Genomic DNA, 17731 nt, shown 5'->3' on the forward strand with positions numbered 1-17731 from the left:
GTTGCAGAGCTTGGGATACACGGGTTTGCCTGTTAGTTTGTCAAAAATATTTTGACAAAGGGGGGCTGTGGCCATGGTCAGTCTGGACCGATTCGACACTTTCAAAGCCGTGGTCGAGGCCGGCTCGCTGACGGCCGCCGCCGATCTGCTGGGCCAGACCCGCGCGGTGGTCAGCTTCAATCTCAAACGTCTGGAAGCCGAACTGGGCGTCACCCTGCTCACCCGCAGTACCCGCCAACTGGCGCTCACCGATGCCGGCGAACGTTTCTACCTGCGCTGTACACGCATGCTCGAAGAAGCACGGCTGGCAGTGGAAGAGGCCCGTTCTGAGCACGCCCAGCTCAAAGGCACCCTGCGCATCACCACGACTGTTGAATATGCGTTGGCGGTGGTCGCGCCGGCCGTGGAAGGTTTTCGCCGCCTGCACCCGGACCTCAACATCCACTTATCCACATCCTCGACCCATGCCGACCTGATCTCCGAGCGGTTTGACGTGGCGATCCGGCTGGGGCGCCTGGTGGACTCCAATCATCGTGCGGTGCAGTTATCCACCTATCAGGTATTTGCCGTTGCGGCGCCTGGTTTGGGTAGTGCCCATACGTTGGATGAACTAGAACGACTGCCCAAGCTGGGGCATGGCCGCCTGACTGAGTTGAGCGTGACCGACCCGGCAGGTGGCGAACATCACTATCGCTCTGGCCCCAGTGCGCTGGTGGTCGACAGTGCCGCCGTGCTGCAAGCATTTGCCGTGCGCGGGCATGGCGTGGCGGTCCTGCCGCAGTGGCTGGTGCAGGAGGACCTGGACGCGGGGCGGCTGGTACGCCTGTTGCCGGATCATCGTTTCGCGCCTCAGGGGGTGTATGCGCTGTATCCGGACACGCGGCATTTACCGCTGAAGGTGCGGGCGTTTATTGACTTCATGAAATAGCGAAGACCCCGTGCAGAGGGCAAGTCCGCTCGCCACGGTGATCAAAGTGCTCCACCCAGCCCAAATCGCTTCTTCAACACCGTCTCCAACAACCCCTTGGGCAGCAGCGCCGCCATCAACGGCAACGCCCGGCTGCCATTCCCCGAACGCAGCAGGCGCGGTGGTTCACTCTGTTGCACGGCCTTGAGCACATCCGCCGCAAAGGTGCTGGCCGGGGTCGGTTTGTCCTGGGAGGCCTGGGAGCGGGCACGGATGCTTTCGCGCAGTGGCCACCACGGCGATTGTTCATTGATCAGCAATTCGGCCTGGGTGCCGGCGTTCTTGGCAAAGTGGGTATTGATCGCCCCCGGCTGCACTTCCATGACTCGCACGCCAAACGGTGCGAGTTCCATGCGCAAGGCATCGCTCAAGGCATGCACGGCGGCCTTGGAGGCGCAGTAGGCGCCGGCAAACGGCGTGACCAGCACCCCGGAAACGCTGCCGATATTCACCACCAGCCCTTTGCGCGCGCGCAGGGCGGGGAACAGCGCCTGGGTCACGCCGACGATGGCGAACACGTTGGTCTCGAACTGGCGCTGCAGGGCCTCGGTGCCACCATCGAGCAGCGGGCCCATGGCGCCGTAGCCGGCGTTGTTGATCAACACATCCAGCTCGCCCACCTGTCCGGCCAATTGCGCCAGGGCCGCGCCATCGTTGACGTCCAGTTGCACGGCCTTGAAACCGGCAGATGCGAGGGCCGCGACGTCTTCGGGACGACGGGCGCTGGCCCATACGTCATAGCCGGCGACTTTGAAGGCATCGGCCAGGGCACGGCCGATGCCGCTGGAGCAACCGGTGATAAGCACGTTAGGCATGGGGCAATCCTTGGTAGTGGTTAGTCGGAGAAGCTGCCTTGCAGGTGTTCGGCGCGAAACTCCAGGGTTTGCGGGCGGTAGCCGGGGCGCAGGGGCGGCACTGGCAGACAGTCTTCCCAGGTGGCGCCGGCCTGCAGTTCGCCGGGGCCGCGATAACGCGGGGCAGCATAGACGTTGTCCGCCAGGTTCACCGTATCGCCTGGTGCGTAGGCGGCGACGCGCCAGCGCAGTTCGGTCAGGGGGACGTCGTTGCCGTTGTTGAGCTTGAGCTGCAAGGGGCGGTCGGCGGGGCACTGATCGGGGGCATAGTGGATGCGCAGTTCCAGGCGCGCCAGTTGCGAGGCTTCGCGGTTGTCCAGCCAGACCACCCATATCGCCACGAAGCCCAAACCCACTGCTGCGGCGAGGGAAACCGGCAATGCCTTGGCCGGGTAGCGCAGGAGTAGGACCAGCCAGGTGATGATGAGCAGAACGCCGAAGAACATGGGGGCAGCCTCGTGGGTAGATGAACCATCGTACCGTTGACAGCATGCGGTTGCCTATCGGGTTGCGGTCACCCCCGAACGGACACTCCACGTAACCTTCGCGCTGGAATCAAGGGGGTTGTTCGCTTCACACACCTATATACAGCCACAGACTGACGGTCGTTGTTCTGTGAGCTTTTTTTATACGTGCCGAGAACAACGCCATGACCTTATCCGTACAAAATTTTGCTGTTCCAGCCTACCGCTCCTTCGCTTCTGACGATGAGAGCAGCCCAATGAAGTCCGCCTCCAATACCCAAGCCACCACCGTTGCCGGCAACAGTGCCCTGGACAACCGTAACGCGCTGATACTGACCCTGGCAGGCCTGGAGCAAGGACTTGCAACGGGCCGTATATCCAATGAGCATATTCTCCCGGCCTTGCAAGCCGCCAAAATACAATTGGCTCCCGATGCGCAACACCCAGGCCCGACAATGGAAGTCAGCCTTGCGCAATACATCACCGCCAATGGCTGGAGCATTCCGCAAAACCGAGAGGGGCTCATCCAACTCAGGCAGACCGTGTCTGCCCTGGCACCGACAAGCCCCTCGAATGCCTACGCAGTCATTACCGAGCGAGCCGCCAAGGCCAATGTCGAAAAAACCAAATTCAAAAAGATTGTGTTGGACACGGCCGTGGCGTTTCCAGATGTGCGCAAAGAAGCCAAAAAGCGTGCAGAAGAAATTGTGTTCGGGTTGACCGGAATCCATGTAGACGCCGACAAGACTTATTTGAATCGTTTTAACAGTTCGCAATCAGGGCAAACCGCTACCGGTTGGGAACACATGAAGGAAGAACCCACGTCATCCATCAGTTTGACTGACGCCGTGTTGAAGAACTTTTCCGAGTACGACGGGATTCCCGGCACTCTGGACTCGGAAGCGGGCTTGTATAAAGACGGCCCCGGACAAAGCGCCAAAGCAGGCTATGGCGCCCACAACGAAATCCCCCTGGCGCCTTCGGCCTTTATGAAGGCCCTTTGGAAATCCGACTTCCAGACGACCATGTCGGCAAAAATCGACAGCTTCTGGAAAGACCACGCCGATGGCTACCGCACAGTCCAGAAAGGCATATTCATCTATAGGGCAGGCGAGCAACTCAAGGCCCAGGAGGCGAAGTTACCGGCCGAACGTGCGCTGCAGCCGCCCGAGCATCAGCTCACCAGGAGTGACTATAGACGGCTGATGAAGGCGGTTACCGGTGCAGAAATAGCCGAAGACCAGCCCATGACCGTGGAGAAACTGCAGGCAACCTCCCCGGTAACCGGCGATGTCCAGGTTCATGCATTTGATATCAATGGCTTTCAGTCCAGTGATATTTTGCGTTTTACCCTGCCCGCAGAGGGGCTCCAGAAGGATGCCAGCGGGCGCCTGGACGGCGTGCAAATTCTCTATATTCCTGACGCCAAGCCAGCCTTTCTGAAATTCGCCTCACTGGAAAAAATGGATCAATGGGTCAGCGATCAAGGCAAGACGCCCCAGACGCGCAAAGCCCTGGAGTCGCACTTCTCGTTGGCTGATCGGCAGAACAGTGAGTCCGGTGGTTTTGGGACCGCATTCTTTAATGCAATCGTGCCGCTGGGTTCCCTGATCTCTGAGATACGGCCAAAAAACGGCGTCGATTCATCCCTGGAATACCTCAGTACGGATAGCGTCAGCAGCCAGGAGGGCAACGTCATTGACCGCAGCAATATCGCGATCAAGGGCGATGTGTTCAGTCACATGGCGGACAGTGGCCAGCAGCGTATGAGGAACGACGCAGACACCGCGATCAAATCCAACAGCGAGGTCACCCGTGACACCTGGCTCAACGACATTTCGGTCGGCGCAGAACTGCTGGTCAAACTGGCCCCGCTGGCTGCTCCGGTCGCCGCCGCTGCCGTCATCACAAGTCTCACGGAAGTGGTATTGGGCACCGAAAAAGAGATTTCGGGCGACACCCAGGCTGAACGTCATGACGGGGCGTCGAAGTCATTCGATGGCATGATCAACACCTTGTTCTCCTCTGCCGGTCTCAGCTCAAATGCCGCGGATCCCTTTGCGCTGCCCAAAGAAGAACCGCTAGCCCCTGAGCCCTCCGTGGAGTCCGCGTCCGAACCGGCGCCTGACTCTCCAGGCGTTGATGCCGATGTGCCCAATCGCCTGCAACCGTCACAAACGGACAACATCAGCGCCTACGCCATTGCCGATGGCGAATCATTACTGGCCAAGAGCACAGTCAATGCTAGAGGGATTTATCAGTACAAGAACGAGGCGGGGCTAGATCGTTGGTTTATCCGTTACACCGATCAGTCCGGTATCGCCAAGACGTATGAGATTAAAGGTGATTTCAAACTCAGTGACGGCTATGTCCAGATTATTGATCCCCAGACCGGTAAACCCGTACTGACCGTTGAAACAGGTGCCGATAACCAATGGCGCGCGAGCAAGATGCTGGGGGGCAATAGAAAAGGCAAAGGGGTCAACGCTGCCCGCGAGCAGCCTGCCGGGCAAGGCCCGCTGGCATCAAGCTCAGCAACCAATCAACCCTTGGCCAATCATCAGGATTGGCAGTCGATAGTGGATTCGGGCACTTACAACGGCAAGCCGGTTTACATTCACTACACCAGCAAGGCCGGCGCAGAAGCGATCGCTCGCGAGCGAAGCATCAATGATCTGGCGCGTGGTGAAAGGCGTGCGGGTTCAAAGGGCGGTGTGTACGTTAACCCCCCAGGCCAGCAATTTAACAGCGAGAACGTTGAGAACCTGTTGTTTTTAGGGAATGAACGCTATGTGGGCAGTGGCGACTATATGGTGATCTTCAGCTCTGACCAGGTGCCCACGGATTTAGGCCCGGTCACGGCCGGCAGTCAGTTCGTCGAGCTCAAGATGGCCAAAGAAATCAAGCTGACGCCGTCGAACTTTCTGTATTTGGGGCCGAACAATTTCAAGGACTATTTCGAGTGAAGGGAACAACGCTGTGTGGGTGATCGCTGCCAATCTGCAAAGTGGCTCGATCAGAAAAAGCCCCCGCCCAGCCCACTGCGGATAGGGGACGCAACGGGCTGGGCGAGGGCTTTTTGTTTTGCGGTGTTACTGCGCGATGGTTTTCACTGACACACCACGCTCGACGGGAGTCGAGCGCCCGTAGATGTCTTCAAACCGCTCGATATCGTCTTCGCCCAGGTAGCTGCCCGATTGTACTTCGATGATCTCCAACGGGATCTTGCCCGGGTTGCGCAGACGGTGCACCGAGGCAATCGGGATGTAGGTGGACTGGTTCTCGCAGAGCAGGAACACATTCTCGTCGCATGTCACTTCGGCGGTGCCGCTGACCACGATCCAGTGTTCGGCGCGGTGGTGGTGCATCTGCAGCGACAGGCACGCGCCCGGCTTGACCGAGATGTGCTTGACCTGGAAACGCCCGCCCATGTCCACCGAGTCGTAGGAGCCCCACGGACGGTAGACCTCGCAGTGGTTCTGGGTCTCGCTGCGCCCCTGTTCATTCAGGGTGTTGACCATCTGCTTGACGCCCTGGACCTTGTCCTTGTGGGCAATCATCATCGCGTCCTTGGTTTCCACGACCACGATGTTTTCCAGGCCGATCACCGACACCAGCTTGCCGTTGCCGTGGATCATGCAGTTCTTGCTGTCCTGGATCACCACGTCGCCCTTGGTCACGTTGCCGTTGGCGTCTTTGTCATTGACCGCCCACAACGAGGCCCAGCAACCCACGTCGCTCCAGCCGGCACTCAGCGGCACCACGCAGGCGCGCTGGGTTTTTTCCATCACCGCGTAGTCGATGGAATTGTCCGGGCAGCAGGCGAAGGTGGCTTCGTCGAAGGTCACGGTGTCGGCGGTGTGTTCGCTGCGTTCCAGGGTCAGCACGCAGGTGTCGTAGATGTCCGGATCGTGCTTTTTCAGCTCTTCGAGGAAGCGGCTGGCGCGGAACAGGAACATCCCACTGTTCCAGAAATAGCCGCCGCTTTTGACGAACTCGACGGCGCGTTTTTCATCCGGCTTCTCGACGAACTGCTGCACCCGGCTGACACCTTCGGGCAGCAGCGAATCGTTGGTGGACTTGATATAGCCGTAGCCGGTTTCCGGACGGGTGGCCGGTACACCGAACAGCACCATCTCGCCACGCTCGGCCGCCACGGTGGCCAGGGCCAGGGCCCGTTGCAGGGCTTTCTGGTCATCCAGCACATGGTCGGCCGGCAAGACCAGCATCAGTTCATCGCGGCCTTCATTGACCAGCATCATCGCGGTCAGGGCCACGGCCGGCGCGGTGTTGCGGCCAAACGGTTCCATCAGGATGCGCTGACTGTCGAGCTTGCGAGTGCTCAGTTGCTCATTGACGATAAAACGGTGGTCTTTGTTGCAGACGATGATCGGTGCGTCCATGCCTTCGAACACCAGGCGCTCGAGGGTTTGCTGGAACAGCGTGTGCTCGCCGGTCAGGGCCAGGAACTGTTTAGGAAACTGTTTACGGGAAAGCGGCCAAAGACGTGAGCCGCTACCACCGGAAAGGATTACTGGGATCATGTGTTTCTCCTTGAATCGATTTGGGTCAGAGCTACGAAGGTTTGTCGTTTCACTCTTGTTTTTGTCTCGGTCCTGAGTCGACACGCGGACAGTGTGGGAGCAGGCAAACCAGCTCCCACAAGGGGGCGTCTCAACTCAGGGAAATCATCAACGGGTCGACACGGGGCGCTTGACCCACACTGGCGACAGGTTGCTGCCGGAGCCGGTGACATACAGCACCGCCGCCTCACCACGTTCCAGGGCCACCGGCTTCACATCGCCAACCTTTTTGTCGCCGTCGTACAGCGCCAGGCTGACCTTCACCGGGTTGATCTCGCGCTCGCCACGGCCCTTGGCGGCCACGGCCTTGACCACATCGGTCTTGCCGTCGGCGGTTTTCAGGGTCAGGGCCTTGTCGCTGAGGTTCTGCACGCGCACCAGGGATTTCTGCTTGTTCTTGAACGGCGGTTCTTCGATCAGTTGCGGCTGGCCGCTGGCGCTGTTGACCAGGGTGTAATAGTGATCGGCGGCCAGTTTGACCGTGACGTTCTGGCTACCGACCTTGGCGCTGTAGTCGCCGCCCGGCAGGAAGCTGAAGTCACTGCTGGCCAGCGGAGCCACATCGCTCAACGCCGTGTTGCCGACGCTGGCGCTGACTTCCTGGTTGCTGGCGTTGAACAGGCGCACGAAGCTCGAGCCTTTCGGTGCGACGGGGCCATAGAGGGCGGCGTCGCCTGCGAACGCGGACATGGATACGAAGCTCATGCCGGCGGCCAGGGCCAGAGTCTTGGCGAGACGACGCGGAGTAGTATTGAAAGTCATGTGAGTTACCTCTCTTTCAGTTTTGCGCCCGGTCGGGCGTCTCGGATTTTTCGGTTTTAACTGGGGTGTTGCTTGCCATGTTCTGTTGGCGCGTACCGGCTTGTTTGAGCTGCGCGACCCACTCGGGGTCGGCTTCGCCGATTTCGTTGTTCACCGGCAGATAGCGTTCCGGAAACTCCCAGATCAGCACTTGCGGCGGGCTGTTCTTGAAGTCATCGCTTTTCAGGTAGCTGAGCATCGGCAGGATCGGGCCGTGGCCGTCTTCGGAGTAGTTCACCACTTCGCTGCCCAGGGCTTGCTTCAGGGCGCCGACGAAGTTCCAGTTGGGGTTGGCGCTGTAGCTGGTGCCTACCAGGGCCACCGGCATCTCGCTGTCGGCAAACAGGGCGTCGTCGCCTGCGGCCTGGGCCTGCACCGCGTGGGTCACGCGTTTTTGCAGGGGCTCCTTGGGCGGCATCAGGTTTTCGAACAATGGGTCCAGGGGCAGGAACAGGCGCAAGTCACCGCTGTGGGGGGCGATGCCCTCGTCGTCGGTGACAAAGCGCTGGGGCTCGCCGCTGAGCAGGGTCTTGGCGTTGATGGTCCTGGCCAGCTGCTTGGCGGCGACTTCGGCGCCATCCGGGGTCCAGTGGGTGTCGGTGCGCAGGAACACCTGCTGGCCGTGGAGCTTGGCCTGTTGCAGCGGGCCCAGCAGGTCGGGGGCGAGGATCTTGTCGGCGGCAACCCGCGCATGGAAGTCCTGATAAAGCCCGGCATGAATGCTCGCCGGTTGCACTTCACCCAGATGCTCCGGGTACAGGCGCACCTTGGCCGGGACAATCGCCATCACCAACTGCACGCCCTTGGCCTTGAGGGTCTGGCGCACGCCTTCGACCAGGGCGTAGTTGTCTTGCAGGTTCTGCTCTTCGTTGACGGCGGGGTTGAACTCCTCGTCGCTGTACAACCAGTGATCGCGACCCAGCACGACGCCGGGACGACCTTCGTTGAACAGCTTGTAGTCCAGGGCGGCCCAGAGGTTGGTGCCCAGGCGCTTGATCGGGAACTCGTCGTCGTAATGGGTCTCGACGGCCTTGGCCCAGCGCCCGTTGAGCACGGTGGCCTCGGCGTTGGTGTTGAAACCGAAGAAACTGCGCACCGACCACGCGCCCAGGGCCATAAGCAGGGCCATGAACAGCGCGGCGTAGAGGATGCGGAATGAACGGGTCATGGTCGGCTCCCTCAGAACTGGAAGTAAAGGAACGGCGAGAAGCTTTGCGCCGAGAGTTTCAGAATCGAAGCCACAAACAGCAGCAGGATCACCGCGCGCATGGCATAGCGGGGCCAGTCGGCGGTCCAGTAGGCCGGTTGCACGGCGGCGTTGCTGCCGACGCTGAAACCGGGCTCCTGGATGCTGCCGGGGGTGTCGCCAGGCACTGCCTTGATCAGGCTCGGATCGGCCGGCTTGGCCTTGTCGGCCGGGCGATTGTTGTAGAAGTCGCGCAGGCCGAAGAACGCCAGCGTGGCGTAGGCCACCACCATGGTTGCCACTTGCAGGCCCGTCAGGTTGGCGCGGTTGAGTTCCGACAGCGACCACTCGCCAAAGCTGAACATCGCGCCGTACATGCGACCGGCGACGTGCAGGTTTTCGGCACGGAAGATCACCCAGCCCATCACCACCAGCAGGAAGGTGAAGGCCCAGCGCACCGGGTTGAAGCTGCGTGGCGAGGTGTTGAGGCCGATGGCTTTTTCAATCGCCAGCCACATGCCGTGCCAGGCGCCCCAGACGATGTAGGTGATGTTCGCGCCGTGCCACAGGCCACCGAGCAGCATGGTCAGGAACAGGTTGCGATAAGTGGTCAGCGTGCCTTTGCGGTTGCCGCCCAGGGTGATGTACAGGTAGTCACGCAGCCAGGTGGACAGGCTGATATGCCAGCGCCGCCAGAACTCGGTGATCGACTGGCTGATATACGGCTGCTTGAAGTTTTCCATAAAGCGGAAGCCCATCATCAAGCCCAGACCGATCGCCATGTCGCTGTAGCCGGAGAAGTCGAAATACAGCTGCGCGGTATACGCCAGCGCGCCGAGCCAGGCGTCGCCGGTGGTGGGGTTTTGCAGGGCAAAGCAATGGTCGGCCACCACCGCCAGGGTGTCGGCGATAAACACCTTCTTGATAAAGCCCTGCATGAACCGCGTGCAGCCCTCGGAGAATTTATCCAGGGTGTGGGTGCGGTTGTTGAACTGGTCGGCCAGGTCGCGAAAGCGCAGCACCGGGCCGGCAATCAAGTGCGGGAAGATCGCCACGAACGCCGCAAAGTCGATGAGGTTGCGGGTGGCCGGGGTGTCGCCGCGGTACACGTCGATGATGTAGCTGATGGACTCGAAGATGTAGAACGAGATCCCGATCGGCAACAGCACGTGGGTCAGGATAAACGGCTCCAGTCCCGCCGACTTCATCATCAGGTTGATGCTGTCGACGCCGAAGTTGGCGTACTTGAAGTAGCCGAGGATGCACAGGTCGACCGCCACGCCGAGCAGCAGCCAGCGCTGGGCCGGCTTGGTGCGCACGCCTGCGGCACCGACCTTGAGGCCGATCCAGTAGTTCCACAGGGTCACGGCGGCGAACAGCGCCAGGAAGTCCACTCGCCACCAGGCGTAGAACACATAACTGGCAATCAGCAGCAGCAGATTGCGATAGCGTTGCCCGCTCAAATAGTACAAGCCGAGAAAGATCGGCAAGAACAGAAACAGGAACACATTGGACGAGAAAACCATCCCGATCTCTCCATGTTTAACCAACAGTCAAGGGCCAACGGCCCCCCCAAACCCCCCACGAAAACCGGGGAGGGCGATCGTTCCCACGCTCTGCGTGGGAATGCCTCTTGTGACGCTCTGCGTCACGCTGTGGGACGCAGAGCGTCCCGTGCTGCATTCCCACGCGGAGCGTGGGAACGATCAGCGGCTAACTGCCTTTTTCATGTGCCGGGTCGTAGACCTTGGTCAGGTCGCCACCCAGGCGGAAGGTCTTGAACGGCTGCATCTCGTGCTTGCGCTCCAGTACCTCCGGGGCGCAGGTGTAGAGGGTGCAGAAGGGCTCAAGCCAGGCGAATTTCGAGTCCTGCTCCAGATCCTGCATGTCCTGCTCTTTGCCGTTCTTCTGCTCGAAGAGTTCCGGATCCTTGACCCCGGCCAGCACCTTGTCGCCCAGGCGCTTGAGTGCGCCGTTGTTTTCCGGGCGTACATCCACGCCATTGACCAGGGCGAAACTGGCGATCATCGCCAGCGGTGGCAGCGCATAGTTGTGGTAGGCCAAGGCCCGTTGCTGGCGCTTGAGTTCGTTGGGCAGGTAGCCCTGGGCGTCGACCTGATTGGCGCCGACCTTGTATTCCTTCACCGCCCAATCGAACAGGTCGCGACGGTTGGTGGCGACGGATGTGGCCATCACCGACCAGGCGGCCCAGTACGAATGGTTGTTGGTTTTTTCCAGGGGCAGGTTGTCCCAGTCGCTGACCACTTGCTCGGCCAGTTTGTTGAACCAGGCTTCGATCAACTGCGATTCCTGTGGGTGCCTGGCCAGTGGTTGCGACTCGGAGAACTTCAGGCGCACATAGGCCGACGCCATGCTGCCCAACGCCCATTTGCGCATCGACTTGCCGGTGTGGTTGAAGTCCTTGGACATCAACGCATCGGCCTTGGCCCAGCTCACCAGCCAGTTCAGCGTGCACTGCAATTGCTCCGGGCGACCGTCGCGCATGAACTGCATCACTCGCTTGCTGGTGTCTTTTTCCAGTTTGGTGATGTCGGCGGTGCTGTCGCGAAAGGCTTTTTCCGACTGCACATTCAGGGTCGAACGGGCTTTGTCGGAGCCTTCGTATTTGCTGCGAAACTGCAGCGAGCCGGTGTAGGGCGTCGGCATGGCGTCGCAGTCATTCTTGAAGTCGCCGGTCTTGAACGCTGCAATCGGCGCGAAGTAGCCCTGGGGCGGACGCAGCGGCGCGGCGGCGTTGGCGTGGCCGGCAAATATCGCCAGGCCGAGCAACGTTGGAATCAATAACTTCTGCATAGGTAACCTCATTGCCCGGCGGAAGCAGTCTGCTGACCACCCGCGGGGAATACGTTGCGTGTGCAAATTTTCGCTTCGACTTTCTGCGCCGCAGCGCCCGCTTCGGGGCCCTGCACTTCCACGGCCAGCAGGTTCTGCGAGGCCCAGTCTTCATCGGTGCGCAGTTCAAAGGCGAAACGCCCGTCTGTCTCGGATGTTTCGGGTTTGTCGATCTTGATGTCCTCGTGGCGCCCGTTCATGTACCAGAGGGTGGCTTGCAGGGTTTTCACCGAGGGATCGGCGAAGCGAATGTCGACCTGATGACGGCTGTTGCGCAGGTCCATGTTCTTGCTGTTAACCATCAACTCGTTCTTGCCCGGCTTGAGGGTGGTGCTGGCGCTCATCTGCGCCGGCTTGCCCTCACAGCCGTTGTCGAGCAGGGCCATCATCTGGCGGTAGGTGGTTTCCTGGTCGAGGCGATACAGCGGTGAGAATTCCCAGATCAGAATCTTCGGTGGGCTCTTCTGGAATTCTTCGCTGCCCAGGTACTGGATCATCGAGCCTTCCAGGCCACCGCCGGGGAAGGCGACGTTAAGGATGTCGGCGCCGATTTCCTGTTGCAGGAAGCCGGCGAAGTTGTAGTTCTTGCCACTGTGGCTGGTGCCCACCAGGGTGATCTGCGGGTTGCCGGAGTCGCCGAACAGGTCGCCGTCCGCCGCTTCGCCCTTGGGCTCGGTGCTGAACTGGTCCATGTACTGGATCGCGTAGCTGGTGCCGCACAGCTGCCCGGCCATGTTGTGCAGGGTGCCGGTCTTGCCCATGCGCCCGGACTTCTTGGTCTCGAATTCACGCTGGGGGATCCCGGCGAACTCGGGCATGGCGCGCACCTTGGCCCCGACGATTTTGGCGGTGCGCTGGGCGCCATACGGGGTCCAGTGCTGGTCGCCACGGAAGTAGAAGTCGTGGGCCGGCTGTTCGTCCGGCAATTGCTCGTTGGTCAGCGGCGACAGGTCCGGCACCACATAGCCCATCTTGGCAAAACGCCCGAGCATGCTCTTGTAGTTGCCCAGGGCCTTGTCGAAATCGAAGCTGGCTTTCTCTGCCGGGTTGAGTTTGTTGCGGTTCACCAGGCCACGGGTCGGCTGGTAGACCACCACCAGTTCCACGCCCTTGCTCTTGAACGCATCGCGCAGTTGCTGCATGCGCTTGTAGCCGGCCGGGGTGGTGTCGAATTCGGTGCGCAGGTCTTCCTGGGTACGGAACAGCCAGTCGCCCTGGGCCTGTACCAGGGTGGTGAAGTTCTGCTGGTAGCGGGTGGTGTAGTTCTTTGCGTCGTGGGCCTCGGGGCACAGGTTGCAGCACGGCTCGGCGGTAAAGCTCGGCGCCTGGGCTTCATCGGCGCGCACGCCGCTGCTGGCGGCCAGGATGCCGAGGGTCAAACCCGAGAGGCTGAGTAGCTTGATCATGTGTGGGTGCATAAAGGTCATCCTCAGTCCTGCAATGGGGTCTGGCGTTCGACAGGGTCGATCAGCACGGCTTTTTTCTGGCGTACCAGCAAGTCGAGAATCTCTTCCTGGCGCTCACCTAGAACGCCGGAGAAGCTGATGCCACTGGATTTGGTCGGCGCGAGCATCGACACGCGGTACAGCTCGATGCTCAACGGCGAGTCGATGGACAGCGGCCCGCTGCCATTGGCCGCCAGCTCGCCGCCAACCACGATCAGCGAGACCTTGGTGTCGAACGGATCGAGCGCGATGTCGCGGTCGGTGTCGGTCAGGTCCTTGATATGGCCGTAGACCCCGGTCAGGCCGTTGGCCATGGCGAGGTTCTCGTACAGGCGGATGTTCACGCTGTTACGGACACGGATGCCGTGGCGACGGTTGCTGATCACCTTGTTGCCCCACAACAGGTTATCGCCGCTCTCATAGAGGGTGATGCCGTCGGTGTGGTTGCGGTAGATCTCGTTGTCGGCGATCAGGTTGTTCACGCTGTTACGGTCGATCACCAGGCCCGACAGCTTGTTGTCGTAGCTGCGGTTGTTGAAGATGAAGCTGTCGTTGACTTCACGGGAAATAATGATGCCGTGCTTCTTCTTGGTGCCGTACACGGTGTTGTCGGCAATGATCAGACCGTGGGAGCGGTCGTGGGGGTCGATGCCGTAGACGATGTTGTCTTTGTAGGTGCTGCCCTTGATCACAAAACCGGTGGTTTCGTAGCAGTAGAAGCCGTACCACATGTCCGAGAACTCGGAATCGACAATCCAGCCGGTCGGCTCCGGGCGCTTGAGGACCTTGGCCATGTTCGGCGTGTACTGGGAAATACTCACGCCGTAGGACTTACTGTTGGCATAGCCGAAGCTGGCCATCTTGCTGTTGACGATATAGGTCTGGGTACCGCCCCAGGCCAGCAGGAACGGGCGGAATTCCGTGGGCGAGCGGAAGGTCGCCGGGCCGTTGGTTTTCTCGCGCCAGCCGGTGATCTTGGTGTCGCGCACAAACAGCTGGCCGTCGTTGACCAGGAACGAGCCGGCTTCCTGGGACAGGCGCAATTCCTGGGTCTGCCCGTCGATTTCGAGGATGCCTTTTTCGCCGACCACAATCGGCAGCCTGGCCAGGAACACGCCGGGCGAGGTTTCGCTCAGGTATTGCTTGGGCACCTTCTTGAGCAGGTCCTTGAGGTTCATGTAGCCGTCGTCGATAAAGATCGCTTGGGGAATGCCGTGCTGGCGCACCACCCATTCGGCCATCTTGTTGTCGCCGCCGATAAAGTCCTTGAGGGCGTTTTCCTGCATCATCCGGCGCACGCTGACCTTGCCGGCCTTGCTGCGCACGATTTTTTTCGCCACGGCTTCGGCGGTGTAGCCCGAGAGGTCCGGCAGCGGCGGCTTGGCCATCTCCAGCGGCGCCGTAGGCGGGCTGGTGATGGTGTAGGTCTTGGCCTGTTGCAGTTCCTTGGCGAGGGTGGGCGCCTTGACCTGCGGCTCGACATTGGCAAAGGCCGGGGCGCACGCCAGCAGCATTGCCGCAGCGAGCAGGGCCGAGCCTTTGAGGGCGTGAGGATTCATTGCGCAGGCTCCCATCAGAAACGCCAGATCACATCGACAAAGGCGCGGTGCATGTACGAGTCGACTTGCTTGCCATAGGCGTCGCCCGGTTTGAACACACCGCCACGAAAGCGCACCAGGGCCGACGGTTCGTCGATCGACTGGCTGAGGGCGGCGGGCAGCAGGCCCTTCTTGAAGTACTTGGTGACCACCAGGTCCATCTCCTGGCCAAGGTCTTTCTTACCGTCTTCCAGGGGCAGGGAGGCGCTGGACAGCACGGCGCCGGTGACGTCGTCGTAGTTGTTCTGCACCGCGTCGATGCCATTGCTGCCCACTGGCTTGTTGCCGTCCACACGCCAGAACTTGTGGTAGACCAGGCTGGCGTCGTAGTCATCGCGCAACTGCCAGGAACCGAACAGGCTCATGGACTGCATATTGTTCATCTCGCCGCGAAACGCCTCGCCAAAACGATGCATCCGCGATTGGGTGCCGGTGAAGTTCGAGCGGTTGCTTTGCAGGCCGTTCTGCTCGTAGTCGGCACTGGCGCGGGCATAGGCCGCACCCACTTGCCACTGCGGGTCGAGGCGCAGGCGCACACCCAGGTCGGTGGCCCAGCCATCCACATCGGTATTGCGCTTGGCGTTGGCCGGGCGGCTACCGTCGGCGTTCAGCGCGTTGACGTTGCTACGGTCGCCCTGCATGCCGGTGACGCTGGCCCAGTAGTTGACGGTGTTGGTGTTGCGCCAGTTATAAGCGTCGCTGTTGGCCTCAATGCCGAGCCAGGTCAGGTCGCCGTTCTGGCGCTTGTCCAGCGAATCGGCGGCCACGCCCGGTTGCGGGTAGTCGAGCTTGCCGTCGTCATGGCTGTGATGACCGCGCACGCCAACCCAATGGCCCGGGGTCCACTGGTAGGCCGCGTCGGCGTAGAAGTGCTGGCGGTCCTTGTCTTCGGGGGACAGTTCCTTGAGGTCGGTGCGGTACTCGCTGAAGCGTTCGGCGGCGCCGACATTGGCCTTGAGCAGGGTGGTGTCGAAGGTCCAGTTCAGCGCTTCGATGTTGGTGTCGCGCCATTGCCCGTCATCATTGCGCAGGCGCTGGCGGCCCAGCTTGAGGATCTCGCCGGGGTAGGGGGTGAAGCCGCTGTAGCCGACCCAGAACTCACGCAGGGCCAGGTAGTTTTTCTTGGTCTTGCGGTCGTTGTTGCTCGATTGCTCGGTGGTGTCGCCATCGGACTGTTGCAGGGTGTCGGTCTCGATGATGTCGCTGGACGCCACCGCCTGGCCCATGGCGTAGGCGCTCCAGGCGCCGCTTTCACCGTAGATCCACGGGCGCACATCCAGGCCGATGCCGTTGACGTCGCCGCCTTTTTGCGTGCCCAGGTCGCGGTCGTCTTCGGACTGGCCGGTGACTTTCACGTCCAGGCCGAAGTTCTTGTCTTCGGTCAGCGCGGCCAGGGTCGGGCACGACCACAGCAGGGCGAAGGTCAGGCCAATACCGGCCTTGACGAATGGATTGAGTTTCATAGGGATTCCTCGCCGTCTTCTTCTTGCAGGGCGTGCAGTTGCAGCGTGCTTTGGCTCAAGGCACCACGGGCGGCCAGCTCTTGTTGCAGCAGGCGCTGGCCCTCGGCGCGCTGGGCGGGCGGCAGTTGTTGTTCGAGTTGCGCGGCCAGTTCATTGGCCTGCGGCGTGTCCTGGCGCTTCGCCAATTGGCTGAACACATAGGCGTTGAGCGGGTCGGGCTGGGTGCCCTTGCCTTGGGAAAACAGCTGGGCGATAGCGAAGTCGGCGCTGTTCTGGCCGTTGCGCGCCGCCGTCAGCAAGTGATCCAGGGCTTTTTGTGGGTAGACCTGGCCCAGGTAGCCACGGCGGTAGATCTGGCCGAGGTAGTAATCGGCGGCCACTTCCCGGCCCTGGGCATTCTGGAAGTGGGCTTCGGCGGCCTTGGCATCGGCCGGCACCCACTTGCCTTCGTAGTAGAGCTTGCCCAGCAGCAACTCGGCGCGGGGCTGGTCGGCGGCGCGGCCGTTGTCGAGGTACTTCATCATCTGCTCGACGTCGCCCAGTTCCGGGAAGTCGTAGAGCAGTTGCGCGAGGCTGACCCAGGACGCCGGGTAGCCAGGGGCGATTTTTTCCAGCAGGGCCTGGGCGCTTTTTTCATCGGTCTTGCCCAATGAGGCATCGCCCAGCACACGGGCCACACTGTCGACCCGCTGGGCGCTGACGGTGCCACGGCTGTAGCCGGCTTCCATCTGCTTGAGCAGTTCGGCCTGTTGCTCCGGTTGCTCGCGCTTCTGGTAGACAGTGGCCAGTTCGACGTAGCAGATATCGGTGCTGTTCAGCGCGGCCTTGCAGATTTTTTCGATGTCATCCAGGTGCTGATCGTAGGTGCCCTGGGTACGGTACAGCAGCACCTGCGCCAGGCCGGCTTCCGGGTAGCCGGCGGTGCGCCAGCTATCAATCTGCTGCTGCGCGTTGACGCTGGGGAAATCGTGGGGGTATTGCAGGTACAGCATGGCCAGCGGGATCAGGGTGTTGCCTTCGCCATTGGCAAAGGCTTTTTTCAGCAGGCCTTCGGCTTCGCGGTGCTCGGCTTCGGTGGCGCCGGGCTTGGCCACCAGCAGGCGACCGAGACGGGCCTGGGCGCGGGGCGAGATATCGGCAGCCGCGCGGTAGGTGGCTTCGGCTTGCTTGATCTGCGCCGGGTCACGGCTGCCGACCTGGATATCGGCCAGGCCGACCTGGGCTTCGCTGTAGCCCAGCTCTGCCAGTTGCTGGTAGTTCTGCGCGGCGGTGGCGGTGTCGCCACGCTTGAGGGCTTCATTGGCCAGGCGCTGGTCGGGCAGGCCGGCGCAACCGGCCAGTGTGACGGCCAATGCCAGCAGCGCCACAGGTCGCAAGGGGGAGCGAGCTTTTGTGGGAGCTGGCTTGCCTGCGATGGCATCGCCGCGGTGTATCTGCTGCACCGAGTCGATGCCATCGCGGGCAAGCCCGGCTCCCACAGAAGTGGGCTCCCACAAGGATTGTGTTGTTCTTGAAAT

13 protein-coding genes are annotated in these 17731 nt (G+C 61.2%); 2 read left to right on the forward strand and 11 right to left on the reverse strand.

What is annotated here, in order from left to right; translation table 11 throughout:
• Positions 1-73: 73 nt before the first annotated feature.
• Complete coding sequence (locus JFT44_RS02090) at positions 74-928, forward strand: LysR family transcriptional regulator (RefSeq protein WP_186625898.1); 855 nt, start codon at positions 74-76, stop codon at positions 926-928.
• A gap of 41 nt (positions 929-969) precedes the next feature.
• Here JFT44_RS02090 and JFT44_RS02095 read toward each other — a convergent pair whose 3' ends face one another.
• Complete coding sequence (locus JFT44_RS02095) at positions 970-1782, reverse strand: SDR family oxidoreductase (protein WP_057438210.1); 813 nt, start codon at positions 1780-1782, stop codon at positions 970-972.
• A 20-nt stretch (positions 1783-1802) separates the two neighbouring features.
• On the reverse strand, positions 1803-2267 hold the full coding sequence (locus JFT44_RS02100; protein ID WP_057438212.1) for a hypothetical protein: 465 nt from the start codon (positions 2265-2267) through the stop codon (positions 1803-1805).
• A 203-nt stretch (positions 2268-2470) separates the two neighbouring features.
• Between JFT44_RS02100 and JFT44_RS02105 the strand changes: the two genes are divergently transcribed.
• Entirely contained in the window at positions 2471-5251 is a 2781-nt protein-coding gene (locus JFT44_RS02105; protein WP_128592813.1) for a dermonecrotic toxin domain-containing protein, read from the forward strand.
• 126 nt (positions 5252-5377) lie between these two features.
• Here JFT44_RS02105 and JFT44_RS02110 read toward each other — a convergent pair whose 3' ends face one another.
• From JFT44_RS02110 to algK, 9 genes are all read right to left on the reverse strand, one after another.
• Positions 5378-6829 (reverse strand): mannose-1-phosphate guanylyltransferase/mannose-6-phosphate isomerase, encoded by a 1452-nt coding sequence (locus tag JFT44_RS02110; protein ID WP_057438216.1) that lies wholly within the window; start codon positions 6827-6829, stop codon positions 5378-5380.
• Between the two features lie 147 nt (positions 6830-6976).
• Positions 6977-7630 carry an alginate O-acetyltransferase AlgF gene (locus tag JFT44_RS02115; RefSeq protein ID WP_198830307.1) on the reverse strand — a complete coding sequence of 218 codons (654 nt, stop codon included), beginning with the start codon at positions 7628-7630 and terminating at the stop codon, positions 6977-6979.
• 16 nt (positions 7631-7646) lie between these two features.
• On the reverse strand, positions 7647-8837 hold the full coding sequence (locus tag JFT44_RS02120; protein ID WP_198830308.1) for an alginate O-acetyltransferase: 1191 nt from the start codon (positions 8835-8837) through the stop codon (positions 7647-7649).
• 11 nt (positions 8838-8848) lie between these two features.
• Complete coding sequence (locus JFT44_RS02125) at positions 8849-10381, reverse strand: MBOAT family protein (RefSeq protein WP_057438220.1); 1533 nt, start codon at positions 10379-10381, stop codon at positions 8849-8851.
• Positions 10382-10568: 187 nt separating this feature from the next.
• Positions 10569-11669 carry a mannuronate-specific alginate lyase gene (locus tag JFT44_RS02130; RefSeq protein ID WP_128592814.1) on the reverse strand — a complete coding sequence of 367 codons (1101 nt, stop codon included), beginning with the start codon at positions 11667-11669 and terminating at the stop codon, positions 10569-10571.
• Positions 11670-11677: 8 nt separating this feature from the next.
• A complete protein-coding gene (locus tag JFT44_RS02135; protein ID WP_198830330.1) occupies positions 11678-13126 on the reverse strand; it encodes an alginate O-acetyltransferase in 1449 nt (482 codons plus the stop codon).
• Between the two features lie 11 nt (positions 13127-13137).
• Positions 13138-14727, reverse strand: a complete 1590-nt coding sequence (gene algG, locus JFT44_RS02140; protein ID WP_198800080.1) for a mannuronan 5-epimerase AlgG — start codon at positions 14725-14727, stop codon at positions 13138-13140.
• Positions 14727-16214 carry an alginate export family protein gene (locus JFT44_RS02145; protein ID WP_057438224.1) on the reverse strand — a complete coding sequence of 496 codons (1488 nt, stop codon included), beginning with the start codon at positions 16212-16214 and terminating at the stop codon, positions 14727-14729. The genes algG and JFT44_RS02145 overlap by 1 nt, the downstream gene beginning before the upstream one ends.
• Entirely contained in the window at positions 16211-17590 is a 1380-nt protein-coding gene (algK, locus tag JFT44_RS02150; RefSeq protein WP_181818305.1) for an alginate biosynthesis TPR repeat lipoprotein AlgK, read from the reverse strand. The genes JFT44_RS02145 and algK overlap by 4 nt, the downstream gene beginning before the upstream one ends.
• Positions 17591-17731 lie beyond the last annotated feature (141 nt).

Origin of the sequence: Pseudomonas sp. MF5691, assembly GCF_016405645.1 — a bacterium.
Taxonomy (GTDB): Bacteria; Pseudomonadota; Gammaproteobacteria; order Pseudomonadales; family Pseudomonadaceae; genus Aquipseudomonas; species Aquipseudomonas shahriarae.

Bases quoted from the DNA above. Each gene is read 5' to 3' on its own strand.
- JFT44_RS02100 (WP_057438212.1), bottom strand. From the start codon at position 2,267: ATGTTCTTCGGCGTTCTGCTCATCATCACCTGGCTGGTCCTACTCCTG.
- JFT44_RS02090 (WP_186625898.1), top strand. From the start codon at position 74: ATGGTCAGTCTGGACCGATTCGACACTTTCAAAGCCGTGGTCGAGGCC.
- JFT44_RS02125 (WP_057438220.1), bottom strand. From the start codon at position 10,381: ATGGTTTTCTCGTCCAATGTGTTCCTGTTTCTGTTCTTGCCGATCTTT.
- JFT44_RS02135 (WP_198830330.1), bottom strand. From the start codon at position 13,126: ATGCACCCACACATGATCAAGCTACTCAGCCTCTCGGGTTTGACCCTC.
- JFT44_RS02095 (WP_057438210.1), bottom strand. From the start codon at position 1,782: ATGCCTAACGTGCTTATCACCGGTTGCTCCAGCGGCATCGGCCGTGCC.
- JFT44_RS02145 (WP_057438224.1), bottom strand. From the start codon at position 16,214: ATGAAACTCAATCCATTCGTCAAGGCCGGTATTGGCCTGACCTTCGCC.
- JFT44_RS02120 (WP_198830308.1), bottom strand. From the start codon at position 8,837: ATGACCCGTTCATTCCGCATCCTCTACGCCGCGCTGTTCATGGCCCTG.
- algG (WP_198800080.1), bottom strand. From the start codon at position 14,727: ATGGGAGCCTGCGCAATGAATCCTCACGCCCTCAAAGGCTCGGCCCTG.
- JFT44_RS02115 (WP_198830307.1), bottom strand. From the start codon at position 7,630: ATGACTTTCAATACTACTCCGCGTCGTCTCGCCAAGACTCTGGCCCTG.
- JFT44_RS02110 (WP_057438216.1), bottom strand. From the start codon at position 6,829: ATGATCCCAGTAATCCTTTCCGGTGGTAGCGGCTCACGTCTTTGGCCG.
- JFT44_RS02130 (WP_128592814.1), bottom strand. From the start codon at position 11,669: ATGCAGAAGTTATTGATTCCAACGTTGCTCGGCCTGGCGATATTTGCC.
- JFT44_RS02105 (WP_128592813.1), top strand. From the start codon at position 2,471: ATGACCTTATCCGTACAAAATTTTGCTGTTCCAGCCTACCGCTCCTTC.